This window comes from Rhodococcus koreensis, assembly GCF_017068375.1.
Taxonomy (GTDB): Bacteria; Actinomycetota; Actinomycetes; order Mycobacteriales; family Mycobacteriaceae; genus Rhodococcus_F; species Rhodococcus_F koreensis.
The window spans coordinates 1,474,463-1,501,023 of record NZ_CP070609.1 but is presented as its reverse complement, the minus strand read 5'-3'; the positions used below and the strand labels follow the sequence as shown (position 1 = coordinate 1,501,023).

General features: G+C 68.5%; 26 protein-coding genes. 12 read left to right on the top strand and 14 right to left on the bottom strand.

What is annotated here, in order from left to right; translation table 11 throughout:
- Position 1: 1 nt before the first annotated feature.
- From iolD to iolC, 4 genes are read right to left on the bottom strand one after another with little or no spacing between them, the layout of a single operon-like run.
- Positions 2-1,960 carry a 3D-(3,5/4)-trihydroxycyclohexane-1,2-dione acylhydrolase (decyclizing) gene (gene iolD / locus JWS14_RS06960; protein ID WP_206012746.1) on the bottom strand — a complete coding sequence of 653 codons (1,959 nt, stop codon included), beginning with the start codon at positions 1,958-1,960 and terminating at the stop codon, positions 2-4.
- A complete protein-coding gene (iolB, locus tag JWS14_RS06955; protein ID WP_206012745.1) occupies positions 1,957-2,853 on the bottom strand; it encodes a 5-deoxy-glucuronate isomerase in 897 nt (298 codons plus the stop codon). The genes iolD and iolB overlap by 4 nt, the downstream gene beginning before the upstream one ends.
- 21 nt (positions 2,854-2,874) lie before the next feature.
- The gene (locus JWS14_RS06950; protein ID WP_072947095.1) at positions 2,875-3,774 is read right to left on the bottom strand and encodes a Cgl0159 family (beta/alpha)8-fold protein; all 900 of its coding nucleotides are present in this window, start codon (positions 3,772-3,774) and stop codon (positions 2,875-2,877) included.
- Positions 3,767-4,756, bottom strand: coding sequence for a 5-dehydro-2-deoxygluconokinase (gene iolC, locus JWS14_RS06945; protein ID WP_072947096.1), 990 nt, complete (start codon positions 4,754-4,756; stop codon positions 3,767-3,769). The genes JWS14_RS06950 and iolC overlap by 8 nt, the downstream gene beginning before the upstream one ends.
- Before the next feature lie 203 nt (positions 4,757-4,959).
- On the opposite strand from iolC, the gene JWS14_RS06940 reads away from it, so the two are divergent.
- From JWS14_RS06940 to JWS14_RS06920, 5 genes are all read left to right on the top strand, one after another.
- Entirely contained in the window at positions 4,960-5,697 is a 738-nt protein-coding gene (locus tag JWS14_RS06940) for a GntR family transcriptional regulator (RefSeq protein WP_072947097.1), read from the top strand.
- 31 nt (positions 5,698-5,728) lie between these two features.
- The gene (locus JWS14_RS06935) at positions 5,729-7,090 is read left to right on the top strand and encodes an MFS transporter (protein WP_095865149.1); all 1,362 of its coding nucleotides are present in this window, start codon (positions 5,729-5,731) and stop codon (positions 7,088-7,090) included.
- 188 nt (positions 7,091-7,278) lie between these two features.
- Positions 7,279-8,277, top strand: coding sequence for a substrate-binding domain-containing protein (locus JWS14_RS06930; RefSeq protein WP_124391183.1), 999 nt, complete (start codon positions 7,279-7,281; stop codon positions 8,275-8,277).
- Positions 8,278-8,423: 146 nt separating this feature from the next.
- Positions 8,424-9,482 carry an ABC transporter permease gene (locus JWS14_RS06925; RefSeq protein WP_072951783.1) on the top strand — a complete coding sequence of 353 codons (1,059 nt, stop codon included), beginning with the start codon at positions 8,424-8,426 and terminating at the stop codon, positions 9,480-9,482.
- Between the two features lie 5 nt (positions 9,483-9,487).
- Entirely contained in the window at positions 9,488-10,303 is an 816-nt protein-coding gene (locus JWS14_RS06920; protein WP_072951781.1) for an ATP-binding cassette domain-containing protein, read from the top strand.
- A gap of 60 nt (positions 10,304-10,363) precedes the next feature.
- Here JWS14_RS06920 and JWS14_RS06915 read toward each other — a convergent pair whose 3' ends face one another.
- Both JWS14_RS06915 and JWS14_RS06910 read right to left on the bottom strand, forming a co-directional pair.
- Positions 10,364-11,764, bottom strand: a complete 1,401-nt coding sequence (locus tag JWS14_RS06915) for an MFS transporter (protein ID WP_095865151.1) — start codon at positions 11,762-11,764, stop codon at positions 10,364-10,366.
- A gap of 122 nt (positions 11,765-11,886) precedes the next feature.
- The gene (locus JWS14_RS06910) at positions 11,887-12,564 is read right to left on the bottom strand and encodes a TetR/AcrR family transcriptional regulator (protein WP_072946549.1); all 678 of its coding nucleotides are present in this window, start codon (positions 12,562-12,564) and stop codon (positions 11,887-11,889) included.
- Between the two features lie 109 nt (positions 12,565-12,673).
- Here JWS14_RS06910 and JWS14_RS06905 point away from each other — a divergent pair, with 109 nt between their 5' ends.
- Complete coding sequence (locus tag JWS14_RS06905) at positions 12,674-13,588, top strand: shikimate dehydrogenase (RefSeq protein ID WP_206012744.1); 915 nt, start codon at positions 12,674-12,676, stop codon at positions 13,586-13,588.
- Positions 13,589-13,625: 37 nt separating this feature from the next.
- Positions 13,626-14,117, top strand: a complete 492-nt coding sequence (locus JWS14_RS06900) for a metallophosphoesterase family protein (protein ID WP_206012743.1) — start codon at positions 13,626-13,628, stop codon at positions 14,115-14,117.
- A gap of 73 nt (positions 14,118-14,190) precedes the next feature.
- Here the strand turns inward: JWS14_RS06900 and JWS14_RS06895 are convergent, their stop codons facing one another.
- From JWS14_RS06895 to pcaH, 6 genes are read right to left on the bottom strand one after another with little or no spacing between them, the layout of a single operon-like run.
- Entirely contained in the window at positions 14,191-15,402 is a 1,212-nt protein-coding gene (locus JWS14_RS06895) for an acetyl-CoA C-acetyltransferase (RefSeq protein WP_072946552.1), read from the bottom strand.
- Positions 15,403-15,435: 33 nt separating this feature from the next.
- The gene (locus JWS14_RS06890) at positions 15,436-16,233 is read right to left on the bottom strand and encodes an IclR family transcriptional regulator (protein ID WP_072946553.1); all 798 of its coding nucleotides are present in this window, start codon (positions 16,231-16,233) and stop codon (positions 15,436-15,438) included.
- Positions 16,230-17,423: a bifunctional 3-oxoadipate enol-lactonase/4-carboxymuconolactone decarboxylase PcaDC gene (gene pcaDC / locus JWS14_RS06885; protein WP_206012742.1), complete on the bottom strand. Its 1,194-nt coding sequence runs from the start codon at positions 17,421-17,423 to the stop codon at positions 16,230-16,232. The genes JWS14_RS06890 and pcaDC overlap by 4 nt, the downstream gene beginning before the upstream one ends.
- Positions 17,420-18,772 (bottom strand): 3-carboxy-cis,cis-muconate cycloisomerase, encoded by a 1,353-nt coding sequence (pcaB, locus tag JWS14_RS06880; protein WP_206012741.1) that lies wholly within the window; start codon positions 18,770-18,772, stop codon positions 17,420-17,422. Before pcaB ends, pcaDC begins: the two co-directional genes overlap by 4 nt.
- 29 nt (positions 18,773-18,801) lie before the next feature.
- Positions 18,802-19,443 (bottom strand): protocatechuate 3,4-dioxygenase subunit alpha, encoded by a 642-nt coding sequence (gene pcaG, locus JWS14_RS06875; protein ID WP_072946556.1) that lies wholly within the window; start codon positions 19,441-19,443, stop codon positions 18,802-18,804.
- Positions 19,443-20,171 (bottom strand): protocatechuate 3,4-dioxygenase subunit beta, encoded by a 729-nt coding sequence (gene pcaH, locus JWS14_RS06870; RefSeq protein WP_072946557.1) that lies wholly within the window; start codon positions 20,169-20,171, stop codon positions 19,443-19,445. The genes pcaG and pcaH overlap by 1 nt, the downstream gene beginning before the upstream one ends.
- Before the next feature lie 152 nt (positions 20,172-20,323).
- Between pcaH and JWS14_RS06865 the strand changes: the two genes are divergently transcribed.
- The 5 genes from JWS14_RS06865 (at position 20,324) to JWS14_RS06845 (ending at position 25,604) form a co-directional block, all read left to right on the top strand.
- The gene (locus tag JWS14_RS06865; RefSeq protein WP_087559495.1) at positions 20,324-21,073 is read left to right on the top strand and encodes a CoA transferase subunit A; all 750 of its coding nucleotides are present in this window, start codon (positions 20,324-20,326) and stop codon (positions 21,071-21,073) included.
- The gene (locus JWS14_RS06860) at positions 21,070-21,711 is read left to right on the top strand and encodes a 3-oxoacid CoA-transferase subunit B (RefSeq protein WP_206012740.1); all 642 of its coding nucleotides are present in this window, start codon (positions 21,070-21,072) and stop codon (positions 21,709-21,711) included. The genes JWS14_RS06865 and JWS14_RS06860 overlap by 4 nt, the downstream gene beginning before the upstream one ends.
- Before the next feature lie 103 nt (positions 21,712-21,814).
- Entirely contained in the window at positions 21,815-22,438 is a 624-nt protein-coding gene (locus JWS14_RS06855) for a GNAT family N-acetyltransferase (RefSeq protein ID WP_206012739.1), read from the top strand.
- A gap of 61 nt (positions 22,439-22,499) precedes the next feature.
- Complete coding sequence (locus JWS14_RS06850) at positions 22,500-23,507, top strand: iron-siderophore ABC transporter substrate-binding protein (protein ID WP_206012738.1); 1,008 nt, start codon at positions 22,500-22,502, stop codon at positions 23,505-23,507.
- A 48-nt stretch (positions 23,508-23,555) separates the two neighbouring features.
- Positions 23,556-25,604, top strand: a complete 2,049-nt coding sequence (locus tag JWS14_RS06845; protein WP_206012737.1) for a S9 family peptidase — start codon at positions 23,556-23,558, stop codon at positions 25,602-25,604.
- A 44-nt stretch (positions 25,605-25,648) separates the two neighbouring features.
- Here JWS14_RS06845 and JWS14_RS06840 read toward each other — a convergent pair whose 3' ends face one another.
- Positions 25,649-25,909 carry a WhiB family transcriptional regulator gene (locus JWS14_RS06840; protein ID WP_206012736.1) on the bottom strand — a complete coding sequence of 87 codons (261 nt, stop codon included), beginning with the start codon at positions 25,907-25,909 and terminating at the stop codon, positions 25,649-25,651.
- A gap of 64 nt (positions 25,910-25,973) precedes the next feature.
- Complete coding sequence (locus JWS14_RS06835; RefSeq protein ID WP_206012735.1) at positions 25,974-26,525, bottom strand: HNH endonuclease; 552 nt, start codon at positions 26,523-26,525, stop codon at positions 25,974-25,976.
- Positions 26,526-26,561: the final 36 nt, after the last annotated feature.

The window sequence follows — 26,561 nt, the reverse complement described above, 5'->3', positions numbered from 1 at the left end:
GTCAGTTGCCGGACGGGCGGAGGAACGGACGCTGGATCTTCTTCCACTGCGCGTACGTCTCGTACGCGTTCTGCGTGGACTCGAGGGTGCTGGTCGAGCTGACCGGGACGTCCCACCAGGATTCGCTGTCCGGGGCGGCGATCCGGGGGTCCGTCTCGACGTGGATGACGGTGGTCTTGTCGGTCGCCTTCGCTACCTTGACGGCGTCGGCGAACTCGGCGGCCGTGTTCGCGCGGATCACGTCGGCGCCGAGGCTCGCCGCGTTGGCCGCCAGATCGACGGGCAGGATGTCGCCGTCGAGCCGGCCGTTGTCACCCCGGTAGCGGTAGTCGGTGCCGAAACGCTGGGAGCCCAGTGATTCCGACAGCGATCCGATGGACGCGAAGCCGTGATTCTGCACGAGGACCACGATGACCTTGACGTTCTCCTGCACGGCCGTGACGAGTTCGGTGGCCATCATCAGGTAGGAGCCGTCGCCGACCATGATGAACACGTCGCGGTCGGGGCATGCCATCTTGGCGCCGATACCACCGGCGACCTCGTAGCCCATGCAGGAGAATCCGTACTCGACGTGGTAACCCTTCGAGTCGCGGGTGCGCCACAGCTTGTGCAGGTCGCCGGGCATGGAGCCGGCGGCGCACACGACGACGTCGCGAGGATCGGACAGCGTGTTGGCGAGGCCGATGACCTGGTTCTGGTTGAGGCCGAGCGAGTCGTCGTCGATCTTGTAGACCGCGTCGACCGTGGACTCCCAGTGTTCTGCGAGTTCGGCTGTGCGCAGACGATACTCGTCGGAAACCCAGTAGTCGCCGAGTGCCGCGGTGAGCGCCTCGAGTGCCTCGCGGGCATCCGCGACGACGCTGACGCCACCCTGCTTCACCGAGTCGATCGACGCCACGTTGATGTTGACGAACCGCACGTCGGGGTTGTTGAACGCGGTGCGCGACGCCGTGGTGAAGTCGCTGTAGCGCGTGCCGATGCCGATGATCACGTCGGCCTCGGTGGCGAGAGCGTTGGCCGCGGTCGTGCCCGTCGAGCCGATCGCCCCGACCGACTGCGGGTGGTCGTACGGCAGCGAACCCTTGCCGGCCTGACTCTGGCCGACCGGAATGCCGGTCGACTCGACGAACGAGGCCAGCGCCTCGGTGGCGCCGGAGTAGATGAGGCCACCGCCCGCGACGATCAGCGGCTTCTTCGCCGACCGGATGACGTCCGCGGCCCGCGCGATCGCCGACTTCTCGGGGAGCGGCCGGGCGACGTGCCACGTGCGCTCGGCGAACATCGACTCGGGCCAGTCGAACGCCTCCGCCTGCACGTCCTGCGGGATGGCGACGGTGGCCGCGCCCGTCTCGACAGGGTCGGTCAGCACGCGCATCGCGCCGAGCAGCGCCGACGGCAACTGCTCGGGCCGCCAGACGCGGTCGAAGTAGCGCGACAGCGGCTTGAACGCGTCGTTGACGGTGACGTCCCCACTCGACGGCAGTTCGAGTTCCTGCAGCACCGGTGCGCTCGCGCGGGTGGCGAACGTGTCGGCGGGCAGCAGCAGGACGGGCAGCCGGTTGATGGTGGCGAGCGCCGCACCGGTCAGCATGTTGGTCGAGCCGGGGCCGACGCTGGCCGACACGGCCCAGGTCTGCAGGCGATCCTTCTGGCGTGCGTACGCGACCGCGCTGTGCACCATCGCCTGCTCGTTACGGCCGAGGACGTACGGCAGTTCCGGTTCGGTGCCGGCCTCGACGGCGTCGATCTCGGCCTGCAGCAGCGCCTGACCGAGACCGGCGACGTTGCCGTGACCGAAGATGCCGAAGCAGCCTGCGAAGAACTTGGTGCGTTCGCCGTCCCGCTCGACGTATTGGCCGGCGAGGAATCGGATGGTCGCCTGAGCCACCGTGAGGTGGACGGTGCCCTCGGCGTTGGGGTTCTTGCTCGCCGACATCGGCGCGGTGGACACCACGGTCATGCTCCTTCGGACGGTGCGTGGAGGGGGAGGCGGGGATCGACGGTCTGGTGTTCCCAGCTGCCGCGCAGCCAGGTGTGTGCCGGGTCGTCGCAGATGTTCCAGGAACGTTCTTCGCCCGGCCCGGCCATCACGTTCAGGTAGTACATGTGATGTCCGGGGGCGGCGATCGACGGTCCGTGGTAGCCGTGCGGGACGAGGACCACGTCGCCGGATCGCACTTCCTCGAGCACCTCGATGGGCCGCTCGGGAGTGCCGTACACACGATGGTAGCCGAATCCGGTGCCGCCGAAATCCACTGCGGTGTCGCCGGCTTCGGCGATCTCGAAGTAGTAGATCTCCTCGAGCTGGGATTCGACGTCGCTGTTTTCGTCGTGCTTGTGGCTCGGGTACGACGACCAGTTGCCGCCGGGCGTGATGACCTCGCACGCGATGATCGAGTCGGCCTCGAATCGGTCGGCGGTGCCGAAGTTGTGCACCTGCCGGCTGCAGTTGCCCGCGCCGCGCAGTTCGACGGACACGTCCGCGGCCGGAACGTACCGGAACGGGAACTTCTGCCGGGCGCGGGCGCCGCACAGTGCGAAACGGCCACCGGTCGCGCTCGCCACCGTGTAGGCGGAGGCCCGTCCCACGTAGGCGAAGTCGCTCGGCCCGTCGAACACGGACCGGCGCCCGGTGAGCGCGAACTCGGTCCCCTCACTCGACACCGACGCCGACCCGGCCAGCGGCACGACGATGATCTCGTCGTCGCCGGTGGTGAGTTCGGCCGACCCGCCGGGTGCCAGGGTGAGCACCCGGAGGCTCGATTCCGTCCAGCCCGCCGACTCGGGGGTGACCTCGAGGTCGAACGGCCCGGTGGCCGCGGAACCGACCGGAACGTAGTACTTGCTGTTCATCGTGGGCCTCTCCGGCGTGCGTCAGTGAACGAGGGATACGGCGGTGTCGACCGCGGCGGCGACGTCCTCGTCCCGCGGGTACAGCAGGGTGCGTCCGACGATCAGGCCGCGGACCGATGGCAGTGCGAGGGCCTTCGCCCAGCTCGCGAACGTCTCCTCGGGGGCCGTCTGCGGGTCTCCGCCGAGCAGCAGCGTGGGGAGCGTCGTCGCGTCCATGACGCGTTCCATCTCGTCGACCACCGGAAGCTTCATCCAGGTGTAGGCGGACGTGGAGCCCAGTCCCTGGCTGATGTGGATGGACTTGATCACGGCGTCGGCGCTGAGGTCGTTCTTGACCTTGCCGTCGACACGCCGCGACAGGAACGGTTCCACCATCGCCATCAGCCCGGCCGCGGCCAGCGAATCGACGGCCTCCGCGCAGGCGGTGAGGGTGGAGAGGGTGCCCGGATCGTCGAGGTCGATGCGGCACAGCATCTTTCCGCCGTTCATGCCGGCCTTCGCGGTGCCCGCCGCGCTGTAGCCGGTCATGCGGTCGTCGAGTTCGAAGCTGGCGCCTGCCAGGCCGCCGCGGTTCATCGACGAGATGACCACCTTGTCGTCCAGCGCGCCGAGCAGCACCAGATCGTCGAGGATGTCGGCGGTGGCGAGCACGCCGTCCACGCCGGGATTGCGCAGCGCGGTGCGGAGGCGGTCGAGGAGATCCGTGCGACTGTTCATCGCGGTCGGGCGGTCGCCGACCGACAGCGCGCCGCGGGCGGGGTGGTCGGCGGCGACGATCATGAGCCGGCCGTTGCCGCGCACCGTGGGCCGGGCGATGCGGGTCGCCCAGGCACGGTCGATGGCGGCCGGATCACTGGCGCGTACCTCGGTGACGTCGGCGTAGGACGCGCAGACTGCGCGGTGAGCGAGAGTTTCAGACATTGACAGCCTCCGAAGCGGTGGATTCGGCGAGCTCACGGACCTCGTCGGCCGTCGGCATCGCGGTGGAGCATTCGAGCCGGGAAGCGACGATCGCCCCCGCGGCGTTGGCGTAGCGCAGGATCTTCTCGAGCGGCCACCCGGCGAGCAGGCCGTGGCACAGCGACCCGCCGAAGCTGTCGCCGGCGCCCAGGCCGTTGACGACGTCGACCTCGTTGGGCGGCACCGTGATGGACTGCGTGCGGGTCTTGCCGAGCACACCCTTGGGGCCCTGCTTGACGATGGCCAGTTCGACGCCGAGGTCGAGCAGCGCATCGGCGGCCTTGTGGGCGTTGGTCTCGCCGACCGCGATCTCGCACTCCTCGCGGTTGCCGACCGCGACGGTGACGTGCTGGAGGGCACGCTGCACCTGCGCGGTGGCGTCGGCGGGGGAGGACCAGAACATCGGGCGGTAGTCGAGGTCGAGAACGGTGTGGCTGCGACGTCCGCGAGCTTCCCATGCGGCGAAATGTGCGCTGCGGCTGGGCTCTTCGGACAGTCCGGTGACGGTCGACCAGTACAGCTTCGCGTCGCGGACCGCGTCGAGGTCGAGGTCTGCGGGCTTCACCTGCAGGTCCGGGGCGACCGGCTTGCGGTAGAAGTACAGCGGGAAGTCGTCCGGCGGGAAGATCTCGCAGAACGTGACGGGGGTCGGGTGGTCGGTGTCGATGCCGACGTACCGGTTGTCGACGCCGAGATCGGTGAGTGCGGTGCGGACGTAGCGTCCGAACGGATCGTTGCCGACGCCCGAGATGAGAGCGCTGCGGCAGCCGAGGCGGGCGGCGGCGACGGCGACGTTGGCGGCGCTTCCGCCGAGGAACTTGCCGAACGTCTCGACGTGCTCGAGTCCGACGCCGGTCTGCAATGGGTAGATGTCCACACCGCAGCGCCCGATGGCGAGGACGTCCAATCCGTTCCGGTTGGGTTGCGTCTGGTTGGTGGTCAAGGCTGACTCCCGAATAGGTCGTTGTGGGTGGTCTGCGCAGGGCGCCGAGGTCTGGTTGAAACTGTGCTCCACATCACCGGCTCCTGTCAAGACTTTGTCCTGACATTATTACTTGAAGTCAATCTGGTGTTAGTGTTCGCATACACTGCCGGAAAGATCGGCGGCGGCGGACGTCGCCACGCGCACGAGGATCGGAGTTGTCCGTGGGTGCACCACTCGCAGTCGAGCTCGACAGATCGAGCCCGGTTCCGCTGTATTTCCAGCTCGCGCAGACGATCGAGAACGCGATCATCGGCGGGGAACTCGCGCCCGGCGACCGCTTCGAGAACGAACTGGCGCTCGCCAAACGACTGAACCTGTCGCGCCCGACCACGCGCCGCGCCATCCAGGAACTCGTCGACAAGGGATTGCTCGTCCGCAAACGCGGTGTCGGCACGCAAGTCGTGCAGAGCGCCGTGCACCGGCCGGTCGAGCTCACCAGTCTCTTCGACGACCTCGCCCGCGCAGGGCAGAGCCCGACCACCAAGCTCCTCGACTACCAGGTCGCCGTGCCTGCCGAGGACGTGGCCGCCGAACTCAACCTGCAACCCGGCAGCGAGGTCGCGTCCATCCGGCGCCTCCGCAGCACCAACGGCGAACCACTCGCGCTGATGACCAACCACATCCCGGTGGATCTCGCGCCGGACCCCGACGAACTCGAGGCGCACGGCCTCTACCACGCACTCCGCGCCCGCGGCGTGCACATTCGCCTCGCACGGCAACGCATCGGCGCGAAAGCGGCGAGCAAGGCGGAGGCGTCACTCCTCGACGAGAAGACCGGGGCGCCGCTGCTCACGATGAACCGGACCGCGTTCGACGACTCGGGAAGCGCCGTCGAGTTCGGCAGCCACTGCTACCGGGCGTCGCGGTACTACTTCGACACCACCGTTGTCGATCGTTAGGACGGGGCGCGCGACGTCGTTCCCCCGGGGAATGGCCCTGCTGGTGGCGGGCGCCCTCTTCATGGAGATTCTCGACGCCACCATCATCGCCCCCGCCGTCCCGCTGATCGCCGACTCCTTCGGCGTCGACCCCGTCGACGTCAACATCGCGATCTCCGCCTACCTCGTCACGGTCGCGGTCCTCATCCCGGCGAGCGGGTGGGTGGCCGACCGGTTCGGGACCCGCCGGGTGTTCGTGGCCGCCATCGCCGTGTTCACCCTGGCGTCCATCGGGTGCGCCGCGAGTGTGTCGTTGCCGATGCTCGTCGCGATGCGGGTGCTGCAGGGAGTCGGCGGCGCCATGATGGTGCCGGTCGGACGGCTCGCGGTGCTGCGGTCGAGCACGAAGGGCGATCTCGTCCGCGCGATAGCCCTGCTGACGTGGCCCGCGCTCGCCGCGCCCGTCATCGCGCCCCTGCTCGGCGGCGCGATCGCCACGGTGGGCTCGTGGCGGTGGATCTTCGTCATCAACATTCCCATCGGGGTCCTCGGAATCCTGCTGTCGCTGAGGCTGGTTCACGGGGCCGGCTCGCGGTCGGCGAGGAGGCTGGACTGGCGGGGCCTGCTCGGGGTCGGAACGGGGATCGCGGCGGCGCTGATCGCCCTGGAAAGTATCCGCGTGACGGGCACGGACTGGCGCCGGGTCGCGCTCGGGGGAGTGGTCGCGGTCGTCCTGCTGGTCGCGTCCGCGGTCCATCTCGTCCGCACACCGCACCCACTCGTCGACGTCCGCGTGCTGCGCGTCCGGACGCTGCGCGCCACCGTCACCGGAGGTTCGCTCTACCGCCTGATCGTGACGGCCGTGCCCTTCCTGCTGCCACTGCAGTTCCAACTCGGCTTCGGCTGGACGCCGTTTCTCGCGGGTTTACTCGTCGCCGCGCTGTTCGCAGGCAACATCGCGATCAAACCCTTCACGACGCCGCTGATGCGGCGCTTCGGTATCAGGCCGATCCTGCTGGTGAACGCGCTGCTGTCGGTGGGCTGCTTCGGGTTGCTCGCCGCACTGAGTTCGTCGACCCCGATGCCCGTCATCGCGGCGGTCCTCTTCGTGAGCGGAGCCCTGCGTTCGGTCGGATTCACCGCGTACAACAGTCTCGCGTTCTCCGACGTCGATCGCGCCGACCTCACGCACGCGAACACTCTGAATGCCGCGGTGCAGGAACTGGCAGCCGGCCTCGGGATCGCACTCGCGGCTCTCGCGCTCACCGCGTTCACGCCGCTGGCGACGTCGTCCGAGCACGGGTTCGGTTCCGAATATTCTTGGACCTTCGTCCTTTTGGGCGTGCTGATGCTCGGCACGGTAGTCGACACGCTGCGTCTGCCGCGCGACGCCGGTGCATCGGTCACGCGCTGAGCGCGTCCCCTTATTTCGGCATTTCCGCTCGATTTCCGGGCCCACAGCGGTGACACGTGTCCCCCCGCATTTGATATGTGGTCCTAATGTCCAGACAAACTATTGACTTTCGGGTGTGACGCGTATTACATCTAAGGCACACGGCCAAGACGTCAACGAGCCGTTCGTCCCCCCGAGAGGAAAAACAGATGAACTTCCCCAATCGGCGTCGCGTGGCGGTGGTGGCCTGCGCGAGTGCCCTGGTGATGAGCCTCGCGGCGTGCTCGAGCACCGGCGGCAAGCCGGACAGCAGCGGCTCCGGGATCGGCGCGGGCAGCGCCGACACCCCGCGCATCACGATCGCGATGGTCACCCACGCGGCGCCGGGTGACACGTTCTGGGACCTGATCCGCACCGGTGCGCAGGATGCCGCCGACAAGGACAACGTCGAACTGAAGTACTCCTCCGATCCGCAGGCCCCCAACCAGGCCAACCTCGTGCAGACGGCGATCGACTCCAAGGTCGACGGCCTCGCACTCACCCTCGCCACCCCCGAAGCGATGGCGCCCGCCGTCAAGAGCGCGCAGGACGCGGGTATCCCGATTTCCGCGTTCAACGCCGGATACGGCGCTTGGAAGGACATGGGCGTCACGCAGTACTTCGGGCAGGACGAGACCATCGCCGGCCAGGCTGCGGGCAACCGGCTGAACGACGACGGCGCCAAGCACGTCGTCTGCGTCATTCAGCAGCAGGGCCAGATTCAGCTCGAATCCCGTTGCGCCGGTGCCAAGCAGACGTTCCGCGGCACGTTCGAGACGCTCAACGTGAATGGTGAGGACATGCCGTCGGTGAACTCGACGATCGCCGCCAAGCTCCAGCAGGACCCGTCCATCGACGGCGTGCTCGCGCTCGGCGCGCCGATCGCCCTCACCGCCGTCCAGTCCGTCGGTAACGCGGGCAGCCCCGCCAAGGTCTTCACGTTCGACACCAACGCCGCGCTCGTCGACGCCATCTCCGACGGCAGCGTGCAGTGGGCCATCGACCAGCAGCCGTACCTGCAGGGCTACCTGGCGATCGATTCGCTGTGGCTCTACCTGAACAACGGCAACGTCATCGGCGGCGGCGGGCCGACACTGACCGGGCCGTCGTTCATCGACAAGACCAACATCGACAAGGTCGCCGAGTACGCCAAGGCCGGCACCCGCTGACCGGCGGTCGATTCACATGACAGGACACACGATCCGGACCCCGGTGGGTCCATCTCTCGCACACACAATCACCGTCACCATCGACCCGGTCGCAGGACCGGCCGGCACCGCACAACGCTGAGATCCACCGGCGCGGAGAGGAAATCATGTCCACACAGCAAGATCTGGACCTTGCCAGTCACAAGGTCGTCCACGACGAACGGGTGAAGGAACAAAAACGCCTGCAACGGCTGCTGGTCCGCCCCGAGATCGGGTCCCTGTTCGGTGCGATCGCGATCTTCGTCTTCTTCATGGTCGTCGCACCCCCGTTCCGCAGCCCCGAGGCGCTGGCCACGGTGCTCTACGCCTCCTCCACGATCGGGATCATGGCCTGCGCGGTCGCGCTGCTGATGATCGGCGGGGAGTTCGACCTCTCCGCCGGCGTCGCGGTCACCACCAGCTCGCTGGCGGCGTCGATGATCGCCTACAACCTGCACCTGAACCTGTGGGCCGGCGCCGCCCTCGCCCTGGTGGTCTCGCTCGCGGTCGGGTTCTTCAACGGCTACCTGGTGATGAAGACGAAGATCCCCAGCTTCCTGATCACCCTGAGCTCGTTTCTGATGCTCACCGGCATCAACCTGGCCGTCACCAAACTCGTCACCGGGCAGGTCGCCACCCCCAGCGTCTCGGACATGGCCGGGTTCGACTCGGCGAAGAAGGTGTTCGCGTCCTCGTTCGTCGTCGGCGGGGTGTCGGTGCGGATCACCGTGCTCTGGTGGCTGCTGTTCACCGCGATCGCCACCTGGGTGCTGTTCAAGACCCGGATCGGGAACTGGATCTTCGCCGTCGGCGGCAACCAGGACTCCGCCCGCGCCATCGGCGTCCCGGTCACCAGGGTCAAGATCGGGTTGTTCATGACCGTCGGGTTCGCCGCCTGGTTCGTCGGCATGCACCTGCTGTTCTCGTTCAACACCGTCCAATCCGGGCAGGGCATCGGCAACGAGTTCCTCTACATCATCGCCGCGGTGATCGGTGGCTGCCTGCTCACCGGCGGGTACGGCACCGCGATCGGCGCCGCGATCGGCGCGTTCATCTTCGGTATGACGAACCAGGGCATCGTCTACGCCGGCTGGAACCCGGACTGGTTCAAGTTCTTCCTCGGCGCGATGCTGCTGTTCGCGGTCATCGCCAACAACGCCTTCCGCAACTACGCCGCCAAGAGGTGACCCGTATGAGTACCATCGAACAGATGCCCGTCGATACCGAACCCGGTGGTGGCGACAAGATCCCGCTGATCGAACTGAAACACGTCGGCAAGCAGTACGGCAACATCATCGCCCTGCAGGACATCAACCTGCGCGTGAAGGCCGGGGAGGTCACCGGTGTGCTCGGCGACAACGGGGCCGGCAAGTCCACCCTGATCAAGATCATGGCCGGGCTGCACCAGCAGAGCGAGGGTGAGCTGCTCGTCGACGGTGAAGCCCTCACGTTCGGCTCCCCGAAGGAGGCCCTGTCCAAGGGCATCGCCACCGTGTACCAGGATTTGGCGGTGGTATCGCTGATGCCGGTGTGGCGCAACTTCTTCCTCGGCCAGGAACTGCGGAAGGGACCGCTCAAGACCCTCGACGCGAACGGTATGCGCGCCACCACGATGTCCGAGTTGTCGAAGATGGGCATCGAGCTGCCCGACGTCGACGCCCCCATCGGCTCGCTCTCCGGCGGTCAGCGCCAGTGCGTGGCGATCGCCCGGGCGATCTTCTTCGGCGCCCGCGTCCTGATCCTCGACGAGCCCACCGCCGCCCTCGGTGTCAAACAGTCCGGGATGGTGCTGCGCTACATCTCCGCCGCCAAGGAACAGGGCTTCGGGGTCGTGTTCATCACCCACAACCCGCACCACGCCTACATGGTCGGCGACCACTTCGTGCTCCTCAACCGGGGCCGGCAGAAGCTGGACTGCACCTTCGACGAGATCAGCCTCGAAGAACTCACCCAGCAGATGGCCGGCGGCGACGAACTCGAAGCACTCACCCACGAACTCCGGCGCTAGGAACCGACACGACGATGCGCCCGGCACACGTGCCGGGCGCATCGTTCGTTTCCGAGTGGATCAGACCTTCGCGTTCGCTTTCGTCTTCGTGAGCGCGACGTCCTCCTTGTCGAGGTCGAGCAGCGGGGTGCGGGAGTTCTCCTTGGCGGTGGAGGCGGACGCCGCGGCGATGAGTGCGCAGACGGCGGTGAAGATCGCCACCGGCACCCAGTTCTTGGGGTCGCCGCCGCGGAGGGCCTGGGCGATGGTCGGTGCGAAACCGGCCAGAGCGAAACCGAGCTGAGTGCCGATCGCCATGCCGGAGTAGCGAACCCGTGAGGAGAACATCTCGGCGTAGAACGCGGGCCAGATGGCGTTGGTCCCGGCGTAGACGCCACCCATCAGCAGGATGCCCGCCAGGAAGATCATCGTGACGTTGCCGGTGCCGATCGCGGCGAAGTACAGGAAGATTCCGGCGGCCGAACCGATTGCGCCGCCGATGAACACAGGCTTGCGGCCGATGCGGTCGGACAGGATGCCGAACAGCGGCTGCGAGACGAGGGCCACCGTGTTGGCGGCGATCGCGACCCACAGCATGGTGGTGCGGCTCATCCCGATCTCCGGGGTGGTGGCGTATGCGAGGCCGAACACGGAGAACACGGTGCTGACGACGGCGATGAAGGCGCAGAAGACGACGCGCAGAACGTCGCGCCAGTGCGTGCGGAAGAGGTCGACGACGGGCAGCGGGGCGGGCGCCTCGTCCAGCGCCTCCTTGTTGGCGATGAAGATCTCGGGCTCTTCGAGCTTGCGACGCACGATGTAGGCGACGACGAGGACGAGCAGGCTGCACCAGAACGGGACGCGCCAGCCCCAGCTGTAGAGGGTCTCGTCGGGCAGTGCGGCGACGGGGATGAACGCGAGACTCGCGACGATGAAGCCGGCCTGGGTGCCGGTGAGCGTCCAGCTGCAGAAGAAGCCGCGACGGTGAGCGGGGGAGTGCTCGAGGGTGAGTGAGCCCGCACCCGACTGTTCGCCGGCCGCGGAGACGCCCTGGCAGATGCGCAGGAGCACCAGCAGCACCGGGCCGACCATCCCGGCCTGCTCGGACGACGGGAGGCAGCCGATCAGGAACGTGACGACGCCCATGAGCACCAGGCAGAACATCATCACCTTCTTGCGCCCGGCCCGGTCGCCGAAGTGTCCGACGAACACGGCACCGATGGGGCGTGCGACGTAGGAGATGCCGAACGTGGCCAGCGACAGCAGCAGCGGGTTCTTCGATCCCTCGAAGAACACGTGCGGGAACACCAGCGCGGCAGCCGAGGCGAAGATGTAGAAGTCGTAGTACTCGAGCAGGCTGCCGAAGAAGGCGGCCTTCGCGGCCTTCTTCGCGTTGGTGGGATCAGCGTTGGGGTCGACGGAGGAGCGGCCTTTGCCGTCACCATTTCGACCGGAGACGCCGGTGCCGTAGTCGATGGTCATCGATACTCCTGGGGAGCGAGGAATGTGAACACTGGCGGCTCGAACGAGCAGGTGTTCGTAGGTCGTATAAGCAAGGTAACCCAGGTCACAGCCTCGAGTCAATAATGGTCGAAATAGTTAGTTCATACTTTTCCCGGCTGCTGCAGGTAGGCCAGGACGACGTCGCCGATCATTGCGCGCAGGTGGGGGCGGTTCTCCGCGCCGGTGAGATCCCAGTCGAACAGCGCCTTGAACGTGTACCGATTCGCCACCCGGAAGACGCAGTACGAGCTGATGAGCATGTGGATGTCGAGCGCCGTCGTGTCGGTGCGGAAGATGCCCGCGTCCTGCCCCCGCTGGAGGATCCGGTCGAGCGTGCGGATCGCCGGCGCCTGCGTCTCGGGGAGGCCCTCGGCCTGGACGAGGTTGACGCCGCGATTGGTGTTCTCGATCGCGACGAGGCGGATGAAATCGGGGTGCGCCTCGTGATGGTCGAACGTCAGCTCGGCGAGTGCCCGGATCGCCTCGGCCGGCTCGAGGTGGTCGACGTCGAGTTGGGACTCCTCGTAGCGAATCTCCTCGTAGGCGCGCTGCAGGACCGCCCGGTACAGGCCGTCCTTGTCGCCGAAGTAGTAGTAGAGCATCCGTTTCGTGGTGGCGGTCTTCGCCGCGATCTCGTCGATGCGGGCCCCGGTCAGGCCCTTGTCGGCGAACTCTGTCATCGCCACCCGCAGGATGTTCTCCCGGGTCTTCTCGGGATTGCGCGTGCGCTTGGCCGCCTGCTTCTCGGGGATGGCGCCCGTGGTCTCGCTTCGTGTCATTCCTGGAACTCCTGCCTGTGCTGTCTTCCGCGCGGTATGGAGGTATGCTACCGTGACATAACTCACTAGATAGTTAATTAGTTCTCGCCCTCTCCCGGAAGTGATCCCCATGACCTCTCGTGACCTCGATGCCCCCACCGCCCGCCCGTCCTACCTGTGCGGTCTGATCGGCACCGGGATCTCGAAATCGCTGACCCCGCCGCTGCATGAGGCAGAGGGTCGCGCGCAGGGTCTCGGGTACGTCTACCGGATCCTCGACCTCGACACGCTGGGCATGGGTGTCGAGGGATTGCCGCGGCTCCTCGACGCCGCCAAGCTCCTCGGATTCAACGGGCTCAACATCACGCATCCCTGCAAGCAGGCGATCATTCCGCTGCTCGACGACCTGTCCGACGACGCCCGCAAACTCGGCGCGGTCAACACGGTCCACATCGACGGCGGGCGCCTGATCGGCCACAACACCGACTGGTCCGGATTTGCGCGCAACATGGACGAGGGCCTCGAAGGCGCGCCGATGAACCGCGTCGTGCAACTCGGGGCGGGCGGGGCCGGAGCGGCCGTCGCCTACGCAGCCCTCACCCGGGGCGTCGGACACTTCACGATCATCGACGCCGACGCCACGCGCTCGACGGCTCTGCGCGACTCGCTCGCCGAACTGTTCCCGGACCGGGAGATCCAGGCAGGCGACCTCGCCGCCGTTCCCGCCGCGGTCGGTGCGGCCCAGGGTCTCATCCACGCGACGCCGATCGGCATGGCGGCACACCCCGGCATGGCACTCGACGCCGCACTGCTGCGCCCCGACCTGTGGGTCGCGGATGTCGTCTACCGTCCGGCCGAGACCGAACTCCTCCGCCGCGCCCGTGAAATCGGCGCCCGGACGCTGAGCGGAATCGGCATGACCATCGGTCAGGCCGTCGACTCCTTCCGGATCTTCACCGGCCTCGAACCGGACGCCCAGCGGATGCGTGAGTACATGGGTCTGCTGTTGGAAGCGGAGGACGCCGCCGCGCTCGCGGGCGCGTAAGGCCCGCGTCTGCCACACGGCGGCGCAGACTGTCACGGTGAGGTTATTGCTGCTCGCCGACACTCATGTCCCGAAACGGGCGCGAGACCTGCCCGCCGGGGTGTGGGACGAGGTCGACCGCGCCGACGTGGTGATCCACGCCGGCGACTGGGTCGATGTCCCCACGTTCGAGGCGCTGCGCTCACGCTCGGCGCGACTCGTGGCGTGCTGGGGCAACAACGACGGCGACGACCTGCGGGCCCTGATGCCGGAGCGAGCCGACGTGACCCTGGACGGTGTGCGCATCACCGTCGTGCACGAGACCGGGGCCGCCGCGGGCAGGGAGAAACGGATGTCGGCCGCCTACCCGGACACCGACGTCCTGGTCTTCGGGCACAGCCACATTCCCTGGGACACCACCACGGAAACCGGTCTGCGACTGCTGAACCCGGGATCGCCGACCGATCGGCGGCGTCAGCCGCACTGCACGTACCTGACCGCCACCGTGCGCGACGGGGAACTCGGCGACGTGGAGTTGCACCGGTTGTGACCGGCCCCGGACGCACATCGGCGAGCAGGCCCGGAGCCTGCTCGCCGATGTGCGTGCGCTGAAAGCCGCTGGATCAGACCCGCTCGAACACCGCGGCCAGTCCCTGACCGCCGCCGATGCACATCGTCTCGAGCCCGTAGCGGGATTCGCGACGGTCCATCTCCCGCAGGAGGGTGGCGAGGATGCGACCGCCGGTGGCTCCGACGGGGTGCCCGAGCGAGATGCCGGACCCGTTGGGGTTGAGGCGTTCGTCGGTGGGGTCGAGGTCCCAGCTGCGGAGGACGGCGAGGGTCTGCGCGGCGAAGGCCTCGTTCAGTTCGATGACACCCAGGTCGGACAGCGACAGTCCGAGCTGACCGAGCGCCTTCTCCGTGGCGGGCACCGGGCCGATGCCCATGGTGCGCGGCGGGACCCCGGCCACGGCCCAGGACGCCATCCGGGCGAGGGGCTTCAGTCCCAGTTCCTTCGCCTTCTCGGCGGTCGTCACGATGCACACGGCGGCGCCGTCGTTCTGTCCGCTGGCGTTGCCGGCGGTGACGGTGGAGGCGGAGTCGATCTTGGAGCGGATGGCGCGGAGCTTGGACAGCGACTCCACCGTGGTGTCGGCGCGCGGGTGCTCGTCCTTGTCGACGACGAGCGGGTCCGACTTGCGTTGCGGCACCGTCACTCCGACGATCTCCTCGGCGAAGCGCCCCGATTCCTGCGCGGCGACGGCCCGCTGGTGCGACTGCACGGCGAGCGCGTCCTGGTCTTCACGGCTGATGTCGAACTCGGCGCGCAGGTTTTCGGCGGTCTCGATCATGCCGCCGGGCACGGGGAAGTTCGCGCCGCCGGCGGTGACGCGGGCGCGGGCGAGCCGGTCGGCGAGTTGCACCCCTTCGCCCTTGACGCCCCAGCGGATGTTGGGGTTGGTGTAGAACTCGGCCTGGCTCATGGATTCGGCGCCGCCGGCGAGCACGAGGTCGTTGCCGCCGGACGCCACCTGCAGCACGGCGGTGATGACGGCCTGCAGACCGGATCCGCAGCGGCGATCCACCTGCATGCCGGGGACGTCGATGCCGAGTCCGGCGTCGAGGGCGGCGATCCGGCCGAGGGCCGGGGCCTCTCCGCCCGGGGACGCCTGACCGAGGATGACGTCGTCGATCTGGCTGCCGTCGATGCCGGTGCGTTCGACGAGCGCCGTGATGACGGTGGCGGCGAGGCTCTGGGGAGTGATGTCCTTGAACACTCCGCCGAACCGCCCGACCGGCGTCCGGAGGGGCTCGCAGATGACGACGTCACGCATGGAAAGGCCTTTCGTGAAGATTCCTCGCCACCGTCAACGGTTGACGGTGGCGAGGTCCTGTTCGATGTCGGTTGCGGTGACCCGCAGCGACGGGATGAGATCGGAATGCAGATCCTCGAGGCTGTACCGCGCGGCCGGCGTGGAGATGTTCACCGCGGCGACGGTGAGCCCGGAGGCGTTGCGGATCGGTGCGGCCATCGACCGCAGGCCTGCCTCGAGTTCCTGGTCGAGAACACAGATGCCGTCCGCGCGGACCGCGAGAATCGCGGCCTTCAGCTCGTCGCGGGCCGTGATCGTGCGCTCGGTGAGCCGCTGGATGTCGAGCTTCTCGAGGTACGCGTCGAGTTCGTCGTCGGGCAGTCCCGCCAGCAGGACCCGTCCCATCGAGGTGGCGTACGCGGGCAGCCGGGTGCCGATGGTGATGCCCACCGTCATGATCCGGCTGACGGGCACGCGGGCGACGTACACGATGTCGGCGCCGTCGAGGATCGACACCGACGACGACTCGTGGACCTTGTGGCTCAACTTCTCGAGGTGCGGCTGCGCGACCTCCGGCAGTGACAGGCTCGACAGGTAGCTGTACCCGAGTTCGAGGACCCGCGGGGTGAGCCAGAATGCGGAACCGTCCGTGGCCACGTAGCCGAGTTCGACGAGGGTGAGCAGGAACCGGCGCGCGGTGGCGCGGGTCAGGTCGGTGGCGCGGGCGACGTCGCTGAGCGTGCGCCGCTGATTCTGGTGATCGAAGCAGCGGATCACGGCCAGGCCCCGGGCCAGCGATTGCACGTAGTCGGGGGACGGGAGGATCTTCTCCGTCGGTTCGGTAGCTGTCATGTCTGCGAATCCTCCACTGTCGGCTCGGCGGCCAGGTCGGCGAGGGCCTGCTTGCCGAGGGCGAACCCGAGATTGCTGTTGGGCACTCCCGCGTAGACGGCGGTGTGGAGGAGCACTTCGCCGATGGTGTCGGCGTCGACGCCCGCGCGGAGGGCGGCCCGGATGTGCATGTCGAGTTCGTGCTCGTTGCCGACCGCGGTGAGGACGGCGATCGTGAGCAGCCGGCGCAGTTCGTGGTCCAGCCCGGGGCGCGACCAGATGTCGCCCCACGCGGTGCGGGTGATGAAGTCCTGGAACGGTGCCGTGAAGTCGGTGGTCCCCGCGACGGAGCGGTCCACGTGGGCGTCGCCGAGCACCGAGCGGCGCACGGTCATGCCCTGTGCGTGCGCGGCGCGTCGTCCGCGCGCGTATCCGCCGCCGGCGATGTGTTCGCGCAGCAGCGCCGTGACGGCGCCCGCCTGCTCGAGGTTCGCGACGTGGGCGGCGGGGGAGAGCACCTCGAACCGGGCGCCGGTGATGCCGTCCGCGAGGACCTGCATGACCGACGGCGGGGTGGACGGATCCTCCTCGCCCGCGATCACCAGTGTCGGTGCGCTGATCCGGGCGAGGTCGGCGGTGAAGTCCCAGTCGGCGAGGGCGTCGCAGCACGCGGCGTATCCCTCGGGCGACGTCGACGCGATCATGTCGCGGTAGTGCCGGACGAATTCGGGGTCCCGCTTGGCCAGGCCCTCACTGAACCAGCGTGCGACGACGGCATCGGCGAGCGATTCGGGGCCGTCGGCGCGCGACGCGGCGGCCCGTTCGATCCATCCCTGCGGTTCGCCGAACTTCGCGGCGGTGCACAGCAGCGACAGCGACAGCACCCGCCGCGGGGTGTGCGCGCCGAGCCACTGGGCGATCGCGCCGCCCATGGACAGTCCGACGAAGTGGGCGGCGTCGACTCCGAGGGAGTCGAGCAGTGCGAGAACATCCTCGGACAGTTCGCGGACGGAGTACGGCCCGTCCGGTGCGGGCGACTCGCCGTGGCCCCGCTGATCGACGGCGACGACCCGGCATTCGTCGGACAGCGCCGCGATCTGCGGGTCCCACATGGACCGGTTGGAGCCGAGCGATCCGAGCAGGACGACGACGGGGGCGTCGGCCGCGCCGCTGCGGGGTCCGGAGATTTCGTGTGCAAGTGCGACTGTCATCGCGTTCCTTCCCGGCCGCGGGCCACTGTGTCCAGTGCGCGGTCGACGATGTCGTGGGCGTGGCCGAGGTACCCGGCAGGGTCGAGCAGGGCGCGGATCTCGTCCGCAGGCAGGTATTCGAGGAGCCCCGGATCCTCGTCGAGTCGGTGCCCGCTCCGGCAGGCGGCGGTGACGAGGTCCCGCGCGTTGTCGGTGTGGGCGGACAGGGCTCCGGTGACCCGTTCCGCGAGGAGCAGGCCGCCGGTGACGTCGAGGTTGCGGGCCATCGCGTCGGGGTGGACGTTCAGTCCGCCGAGCGAGTCGGCGATCCGCGCGACGGCGCCACCGGTGAGGCGCAGCAGGTCCGTGAGCGTTTCCCACTCGGCATGCCAGGGGCCGGCGGCGCGCTGCTGCTCGTGATCCATCGAGCCGAGGATCGTCGCGACGAGTCCCGGGGTGCGGCGGGCCGCGGCGCGGGCGGCGATCGCGGCCACCGGATTGCGTTTGTGCGGCATGGCCGAAGAACCGCCGGGCGACCCTTCGCTGACCTCGGCGACCTCGGTGGACGACAGGAACACGAGGTCGGTGGCGATCTTCGACACCGCGCCCGCGGCCGTTCCGAGCGCCGACGCGAGCAGTGCGATGCGGGTGCGGTCGGTGTGCCAGGGCACGTCCTGGCGTGCGAGTCCGAGTTCGTCGGCGAGGATGTCGGCGACGTCGAGGCCGTGCGGGTAGAGCGCGGCGGACGTGCCGGCCGCGCCGCCCAATTGCACGGGAAGGCCGTCGAGTGCGTCGAACAGTGCGCGAGAAGCCCTGTGCAGTGCGGTCATCCACCCGGCGGCGAGGACGCCGAACGTGGTGGGCAAGGCCTGCTGGCCCAGGGTGCGGCCGGCGATCGGGGTGCCGCGCTGGGCCCGCGAGAGGGCCTCGGCGCACAGCACCGCCTCGTCGAGGGACGCCAGGACGTGCGCGCCCGACCGGCGGCACAGCAGCATCAGGGCCGTGTCGAGAATGTCCTGACTCGTGGCGCCCTTGTGCACGTGGCCTCCGGGCACCCCGGCCTCGGTGGCCGCGACCTCGCTGCGGAGCAGTTTCACCAGCGGGATCACCGGATTGCCACCCGCGGCCGCCGCGTCGCCGAGGGCCCCGACGTCCACGGAGCCGTCGGCGACGATTCGCGCGAACACGGAGGAGATCGCGTCGGCGGACGCGGCGGGGATGACGCCGCACTTCGCCTCCGCCCGGGCCAGTGCCCCCTCGACCTCGACCATCGCGGTGACCCACGCCCGGTCGGAGAGCAGCGCCGACAACTCGCCGGCACCGAACGTCGGATCGAACAGGGCACCCCGGGAGGTCTCCGGAGAGTTCACACGCGACACCTTTCTGGGTTTGCGGCCGATTACAGGGCGAAGAACGGGGTTTCCCGTCCGTCCGTGTCCTGCACGTGAATCGTCAGGTGGTATCCGCGATCGGTCTTCTCCGCGATCAGCTTGGGGCGGTCGGCTTCCGGGACGGCGGCGAGCACGGGGTCCGATGCGTGGGCGTCCGTATCCTCCGGGAAGTAGAGGCGCGTGTACAGGCGCTCGAGCATGCCGCGGGCGAAGAGCCCGACGTTGATGTGCGGGGCCTCGACTGCGCCGTCCTCGGCGGGGAGAGTGCCCGGCTTGACGGTGTGCACCACGATCGTGCCGCTCTCGTCGGCGAACACGCGTGCCAGGCTGCGGAATCCGGCGGGAGTCGCCTCGGCGGCACCGCGGGGATCGGCAGGACTGTCGAACCGCCCCGCGGCATCTGCCTGCCAGGTTTCGATCATCGCGTCGCCGATGGGCTGACCGGCGCCGTCGATGACGTTGAAGGACACGTCGATTCGTCCGGGAGCATCCTCGGGGACGGCGTCGCCGCTGTTCTCCCACGTGGGGAACAGGCCGATGTGGACGTACGGGCCGACGGTCTGGGACGGGGTGACGCCGAACGGCACCTCGTCCTGGCTCTTGGCGAAGACCGGGTAGCGCGGGGCGTCCGGGTTCTGGGTGTCGATCATCAGTGGCCCTCCGTCTTGTTGAACGGCGTGTCCTCGAACGGGGTGGCGTCCTGGCCGCGCAGGACGATGTCGAACTTGAATCCGACGGCCCAGTTCTCGCGGGTCTGGTCGTAGTCGAACGTGCTGATCATCCGCTCGCGCGCCGCTTCGGGCACCGAGTTGTAGATCGGGTCCTGGAAGAAGAACGGATCGTCCGGGAAGTACATCTGCGTGACCAGGCGCTGGGTGAACGCCTGACCGAAGAGGGAGAAGTGGATGTGTGCGGGCCGCCACGCGTTGTGGTGGTTGCCCCACGGGTACGCGCCGGGCTTGATCGTCGTGAACTCGTAGTGGCCCTGCTTGTCGGTCAGGCAGCGCGCGACACCGTTGAAGTGGGGGTCGAGCGGCGCGGGCCAGGAGTCGTTCTTGTGGCGGTAGCGGCCGCCGGCGTTGGCCTGCCACACCTCGAGGAGGGTGTCGGGGATGGGCTTCCCGGCGCTGTCGAGGACCCGGCCGTGGACGATGATCCGCTGACCCTGGGCCTCGCCGCCGTTGGCGCGGGTCATGTCGTTCTCACCCTTGGTGACGTCGGCGTCGCCGAAGACCGGACCGGTGATCTCGCCGAGTCGCTGCGGGATCAGGATCAGGTCGTTCTTGGGGCTGCGCAGCCGAGTCGTCTTGTACTCGGGGAACAGCAGCGGGGCATTGGCTTCGTGCCCGGCTTGGTAGTGGGCTGGCAGATGCAGCATGGAAGAAGATCCTCACGTTCTCGATGTGAACAGTCGGCCGCTATTCGCACATAGTAGTCGCGTTCTGTGATGGGGCCAATAGGCGGGGCGCAATTTGTTCGCAATGTGGATGGGTGTTCACTACTCGAACATTTTGCGGTAGCCTGGGTCACATGGTCAACAAAGTCTTCGCAACGGCGGCCGAGGCCGTTGCCGACGTCCCCGACGGAGCGTCCCTCGCAGTGGGTGGCTTCGGCCTCGTCGGTATCCCCTCGGTCCTCATCGACGCCCTCCTCGCACAGGGTGCGACCGACCTCGAGACGGTCAGCAACAACTGCGGCACCGACGGTTTCGGTCTGGGTCTGCTCCTCGAGCAGCACCGGATCCGGCGCACGATCAGCTCGTACGTCGGCGCCAACAAGGAATTCGCGCGGCAGTACCTCAGCGGAGAGCTGGAGGTCGAGCTCACCCCGCAGGGCACGCTGGCCGAACGCATGCGCGCCGGGGGAGCGGGCATCCCCGCCTTCTACACCCCCGCCGGTGTCGGAACGCAGGTCGCCGACGGCGGTCTGCCGATCCGCTACGACGGCAAGGGCGGCATCGCGGTCGCCAGCAAGCCCAAGGAGACCCGCGAGTTCGACGGGGAGGCCTTCGTTCTCGAACGCGCCATCCGCACCGACTTCGCGCTGGTCCACGCGTGGAAGGGCGACCGGCTCGGCAACCTCGTGTACCGGGAGACGGCCCGCAACTTCAACCCCGACGCCGCGGGCGCCGGTCGCATCACCATCGCGCAGGTCGAACACCTCGTCGAGCCCGGCGAGATCGACCCCGCCGAGGTGCACACCCCCGGCATCTTCGTCCAGCGTGTGGTCGAGGTCGGCAAGCAGGAAACGGGAATCGAGAACAGGACGGTGCGGGCATGAGCTGGACGCGTGACGAGATGGCGGCCCGGGTCGCAGCCGAACTCGAGGACGGGCAGTACGTCAACCTCGGCATCGGCATGCCGACCCTGATCCCCGGCCACATCCCGGCCGGCAAGGACGTCGTCCTGCACTCGGAGAACGGCATCCTCGGCGTCGGGCCGTACCCGACCGAGGACGAGGTCGACCCCGAGCTGATCAACGCGGGCAAGGAGACCATCACCGTGGTCGCCGGCGGCGCGTTCTTCTCCTCCTCCGACTCCTTCTCGATGATCCGCGGCGGCAGCGTCGACGTGGCCGTGCTCGGCGCCATGCAGGTCAGCAGCCACGGCGACCTGTCCAACTGGATGGTCCCCGGCGCCATGGTCAAGGGCATGGGCGGCGCGATGGACCTCGTCCACGGCGCAGGCAAGGTCATCGTGATGATGGACCACGTCACCAAGAAGGGTGAGCACAAGATCCTCGAGGAGTGCACGCTGCCGTACACCGGCAAGCGCTGCGTCCAGAAGATCGTCACCGATCTCGCCGTCATCGACGTCACCCCCGACGGCCTGCGGCTCGTCGAGACCGCACCCGGTCACAGCGTCGAGGACGTCCAGGCGGCCACCGGCGCGAAGCTCCTGGTCGACGCCACCGTCTAGAAGATCCGATCTAGAAGGTCCGACCGGCCGCCGCCCGACACGAACCGCGGGTGGCGGCCGGTCGTTCCCGCCCACAGCGATGGCAGGCCCGTACCCTCTGGGCATGGGTGTGAGCGTGCGGGCCGCGACCAAATCCGACATCCCCGAACTGACGCGGGTCCTCGCCGACGCGTTCTTCGACGACCCCGTGATGGTCTGGATGTGGCCGGATCCCGAGCGCAGGCGGCGTGGTCTGCCGAGGCTGTTCTCGGTGGAGATCCGCCATCACCACCTCGCCGGGGGCGGGGCCGAACTGGCCGAAGACGGCGACGGTGTGATCCGCGGGGCCGCCATGTGGGATCCGCCGGGCGGCTGGAAGGAGTCGACGTTGTCGTCGCTCCTCAGCCTGCCGGGCCTGGTCCGCGCGTTCGGCACCCGGCTGGGCGTCGGGGCCGCGGTGAGCGGAACCGTCGAAGACGCGCACCCGGTGGACCCCGTGCACTGGTACCTGGCGACGATCGGGACGTCGAGCGCGGGGCGGGGTGGCGGCTACGGGACGGCGTTGTTGCGGTCGCGGCTCGACCGGTGTGATGCCGACGGCATCCCGGCGTACCTGGAGTCGAGTAAGAAGGACAACATTTCGTACTACCAGCGGTTCGGCTTCGACGTCACCGGTGAGATCCGGATCCCGGACGGCGGGCCGACACTGTGGGCGATGTGGCGGGAACCCGTCCGCGTGAACCCTTAGGCTAAGCTCGGCAAGCCTTACCTAAGTGGATCGGAAACCTGGTAGACGAGAGGGTCGCCGCATGAACGTGGGACAACAGAGGATCGGCGTCAGCCGACGCGGATTCCTCCTGGGTACCGGGGGAGCGCTGCTCGCGTTCGCCGCGGCCTGCAGCAGCTCGGACGGCGAAGGCGGCGGCAACGAGCCCACGGGCCCCATCGTCGCCCACAAGTACGGCGAAACCCAGGTGCCGACGGACCCGCAGCGCATCGTCAGCGTCGGCTACAACGACCAGGACACGATCCTCGCGCTCGGTGGCCCGCTGGCAGGCACGTTCGACTGGTACGGCGACTACCCCTACGGCGTGTGGCCGTGGGCGCAGGACCTCCTCGGCGACGCGAAGCCGGAGATCGTCGGCACGGCGTCCACCAACATCGACTTCGAGAAGGTCGCCGCGGTCGCACCGGACCTGGTGGTCGGCACCTACTCCGGACTCACCCAGGCCCAGTACGACAAGCTCAGCGCCATCGCGCCGACGATCGCGCAGCCCAAGGAGTTCGCCGACTACGGCGTCTCGTGGCAGGACCAGACGCGGATTCTCGGCGACGCACTCGGCAAGAAGGACAAGGCCGCCGAACTCGTGTCCGGCGTCGAGACGCAGTTCGCCGACGTCCGGGCCGCCAACCCGGCGTTCGCGGGAAAGACCGTCCTCGTCGGTGCGCTCAAGGGACCGGGACAGTTCGGTGTGTACGGCCCGGAGGACCCGAAGGTCCGCTTCTTCACCGAACTCGGTTTCGTGAACCCCCCTGTGACGGAACAGATCACCGGCAACTTCGCGGAGATCAGCACGGAGCAGCTGTCGCTGGCGAACGTCGACCTCCTCGTCTGGTACGCGGGCGGCGGCTACGGCGACAAGCTGCGTGCGGAACTCGACAAGACGCCGATCTATCAGGAACTCGACGTGGTGAAGGCCGGCCGCACGATCACGCTCGAGGACGCCGCCGCCGAGGCGATGGCGTGGAGCACCGTACTGAGCCTGCCGTACGCGCTGAACGAGATCCCGCCGCGGGTCGCGCCCCTGCTCGCCTGAGACGCGGATGTGTGACGGGGTGAGCCCGGTTCGTGATACCAACGACTCGTGACCGCCATTCCTGAACTCCACGCCGGAACTCCTTTCGACGACCTCGACGACTATCTCGCGCTCGGTCGCGTCGGCGGCCTCGCGCTGTCGGCGGACGGGCGAAGGCTCGTCGTCGCGCAGTCGACGCTCGACGAGAAGTCGACGAAGTACGTCACCGCGCTGTGGGAGATCGATCCCACCGGCGAGTTCGCGGCGCGCAGGCTCACCCGCGGCCGCACCGGGGAGTCCAACGCGACGTTCACCAGTGACGGCGACCTGCTCTTCACGTCTTCCCGGCCGACGCAGGACGAGGACGACCTTCCCGACGACCTGTGGCGCCTGCCCGCGCGGGGCGGCGAGGCCGTGATCGTCGCGCGACGCGGCGGCGGCATCACCGGTGTGCGTGCGGCCCGGTGCGCGCCGCGTTTCGTCGTCACCACGGGCGTTCTGGGGAGATCCGGCGAGTCCGCCGACGACGAGCGGGTGCGCGCCGAGCGCAAGGAGAAGAAGGTCTCGGCGATCCTGCACACGGGCTACCCGATCCGCTACTGGGACCACGATCTCGGTCCCGACGTGCCCCACCTGCTGTCCGCCCCGCTGGACGCGCTCGCGGAGAACGGGCAGGAGCCGCAGCTCACCGACCTCACGCCGATGCCGGGTCCGGCGCTGCGGGAGGCGAACTACGCGCTGAGCGACGACGGCACGTTCGTCGTGACGTCGTGGACGGTTCCCGGCCCGCTGGCGTCGATCCGGAACATCCTGGTGCGCGTCGACACGGAGACGGGGGCGCGCACCGTCCTCGTCGGCGACGGCGACGCCGACCTGTCGGACCCGGTGATCTCCCCGGACGGACGGCACGTCGTCTTCACGCGGGAATCGCATGCGACACCCGACTCCGCGCCGCGATTCACGCTGCACCGGTACAGCTTCGACACCGGCACCGTCACGGACGTGGCGCCCGGATGGGACCGGTGGGCCACGTCCGTGGCCTGGTTGTCCGACGGCTCGGGTCTCCTCGTGACCGCCGACGACCGCGGGCGCGCACCGATCTTCCTCCTCCGCGACGGCGCGGACCCCACGCCGGTCACGACCGACGACTCCGCCTACACCGACCTGCAGGTCGCTCCGGACGGGTCGACGGTGTTCGCGCTGCGGGCGTCGTACGCGGCGCCGCCGCACCCGGTGCGCATCGACATCACCACCGGCGCCGTGTCGCTGCTGAAGGCGCCCGCGGACCTCCCCGAACTCCCGGGCACGCTGACGGAGGTCGAGACGGTCGCCGCGGACGGCGCGGCGGTGCGCGCGTGGCTCGCGGTGCCGACCGGCGCCTCTGCCCACGCGCCGGTGCCGCTCGCGCTGTGGGTGCACGGCGGCCCCCTGGGTTCGTGGAACACCTGGTCGTGGCGGTGGAACCCGTGGCTTCTGGTGGCGCGGGGATACGCCGTGCTGCTGCCGGATCCGGCCCTGTCCACCGGCTACGGGCAGGCGTTCGTCGAACGCGGCTGGGGGAAGTGGGGCAAGGCGCCGTACACCGACCTCATGTCGATCACCGACGCCGCGGTGGCGCTGCCCGAGATCGACGAGAAGCGCACCGCGGCGATGGGCGGATCATTCGGCGGATACATGGCCAACTGGATCGCCGGGCACACCGACCGGTTCAAGGCGATCGTCACCCACGCGAGCCTGTGGGCGCTGGACCAGTTCGGCCCCACCACCGACGCCGCCTGGTACTGGCAGCGGGAGATGACTCCCGAGATGGCGGTGGAGAACTCACCACACCTGTACGTCGCGGACATCGTGACACCGATGCTGGTCATCCACGGCGACAAGGACTTTCGCGTCCCGATCGGTGACGGGTTGCGGCTGTGGTTCGAGCTGCTGTCCGAGTCGGGGTTGCCCGCGGACGACGACGGGGTCACCGACCACCGCTTCCTCTACTTCCCCGACGAGAACCACTGGATCCTCACCCCGCAGAACGCGAAGGTCTGGTACCAGGTGGTGCTGTCGTTCCTCTCGGAGCACGTGCGGGGCGAGGACGTCGCGCTGCCCGAGATCCTGGGCAAGTAGGCTTCAGCCGGTAGGGCGGGGGGCAGGGGCCGCGCCGGGCGGAGTCACGCCCGCCTCTCGCGGCCCCGGTCGAACTCCTTGCCGCCCCACACCCCGGACTGAGCGGTCGCCCTGGCGAAGAGCTCACAGCGGATCCGTAGCGCGCAGTGCCGGCACACGTCACGCGCGTACGCGAAATCCTCTGTCGGGAAAGGGAACCACCGGTCCGGCTCGGGGTCGTTGCGGCACGCGGCGTCGACCCATCCGGCGGGATCGTCGGAGGCGGGCAGCAGTGTGGACAGGGTTGTGTCCAGGACGTCGGTCATCGGGATATCTCCCCTTTCCGGGAGAAGTCGGTCGGTGGAGGCGGAATACCCGGGGATCTCGCGGCTACACCGCCGCGAGATCCCGCCAGATCTGCCGTTGCGCCTTTTCGATGTGCCGCGGCGCCTTCGGCTCCCACAGGAGCGGCATCCGTGCCTCCTCCGGTGTGCGATCGGCCTTCCTCTGGTTACAGGGGGCGCAGCACGCCACGAGGTTGGCCCACGTGTTCGGGCCGCCGCGGCTCCTCGGTAGCACGTGATCGATCGTCGTCGCGACCGGTTCGGCGCAGTAGCCGCAACGATTGCGGTCGCGACGGAACACGCCCGCGAACGTCGCGCGACTGCTGTCGGTCACCAGCACGGAGTGCTGGACGTAGACGTACCGCAGCAGACGGATGGTCTGCGGCAGGCTGATCTCGACGTGCTGCGACCGGATCGGGAACGGCGGCTCCCGATCGGCGACCGTCTCGGCCGCGCCGACACTGATCAGCACTACTGCGCGTTCCGCGGGAATCTCACAGAGCGCCTCGTATGTGACGTTGAGGACCAGTACGGCCGCGCGTGACCAGGTGCGGGCGTCGAGGGTGGTCGAGGGCGGGTTACGGGATACGTACCTCACGGGTGTTCTCGGTTCTGTCGTCGGTTCGCGGCGGTG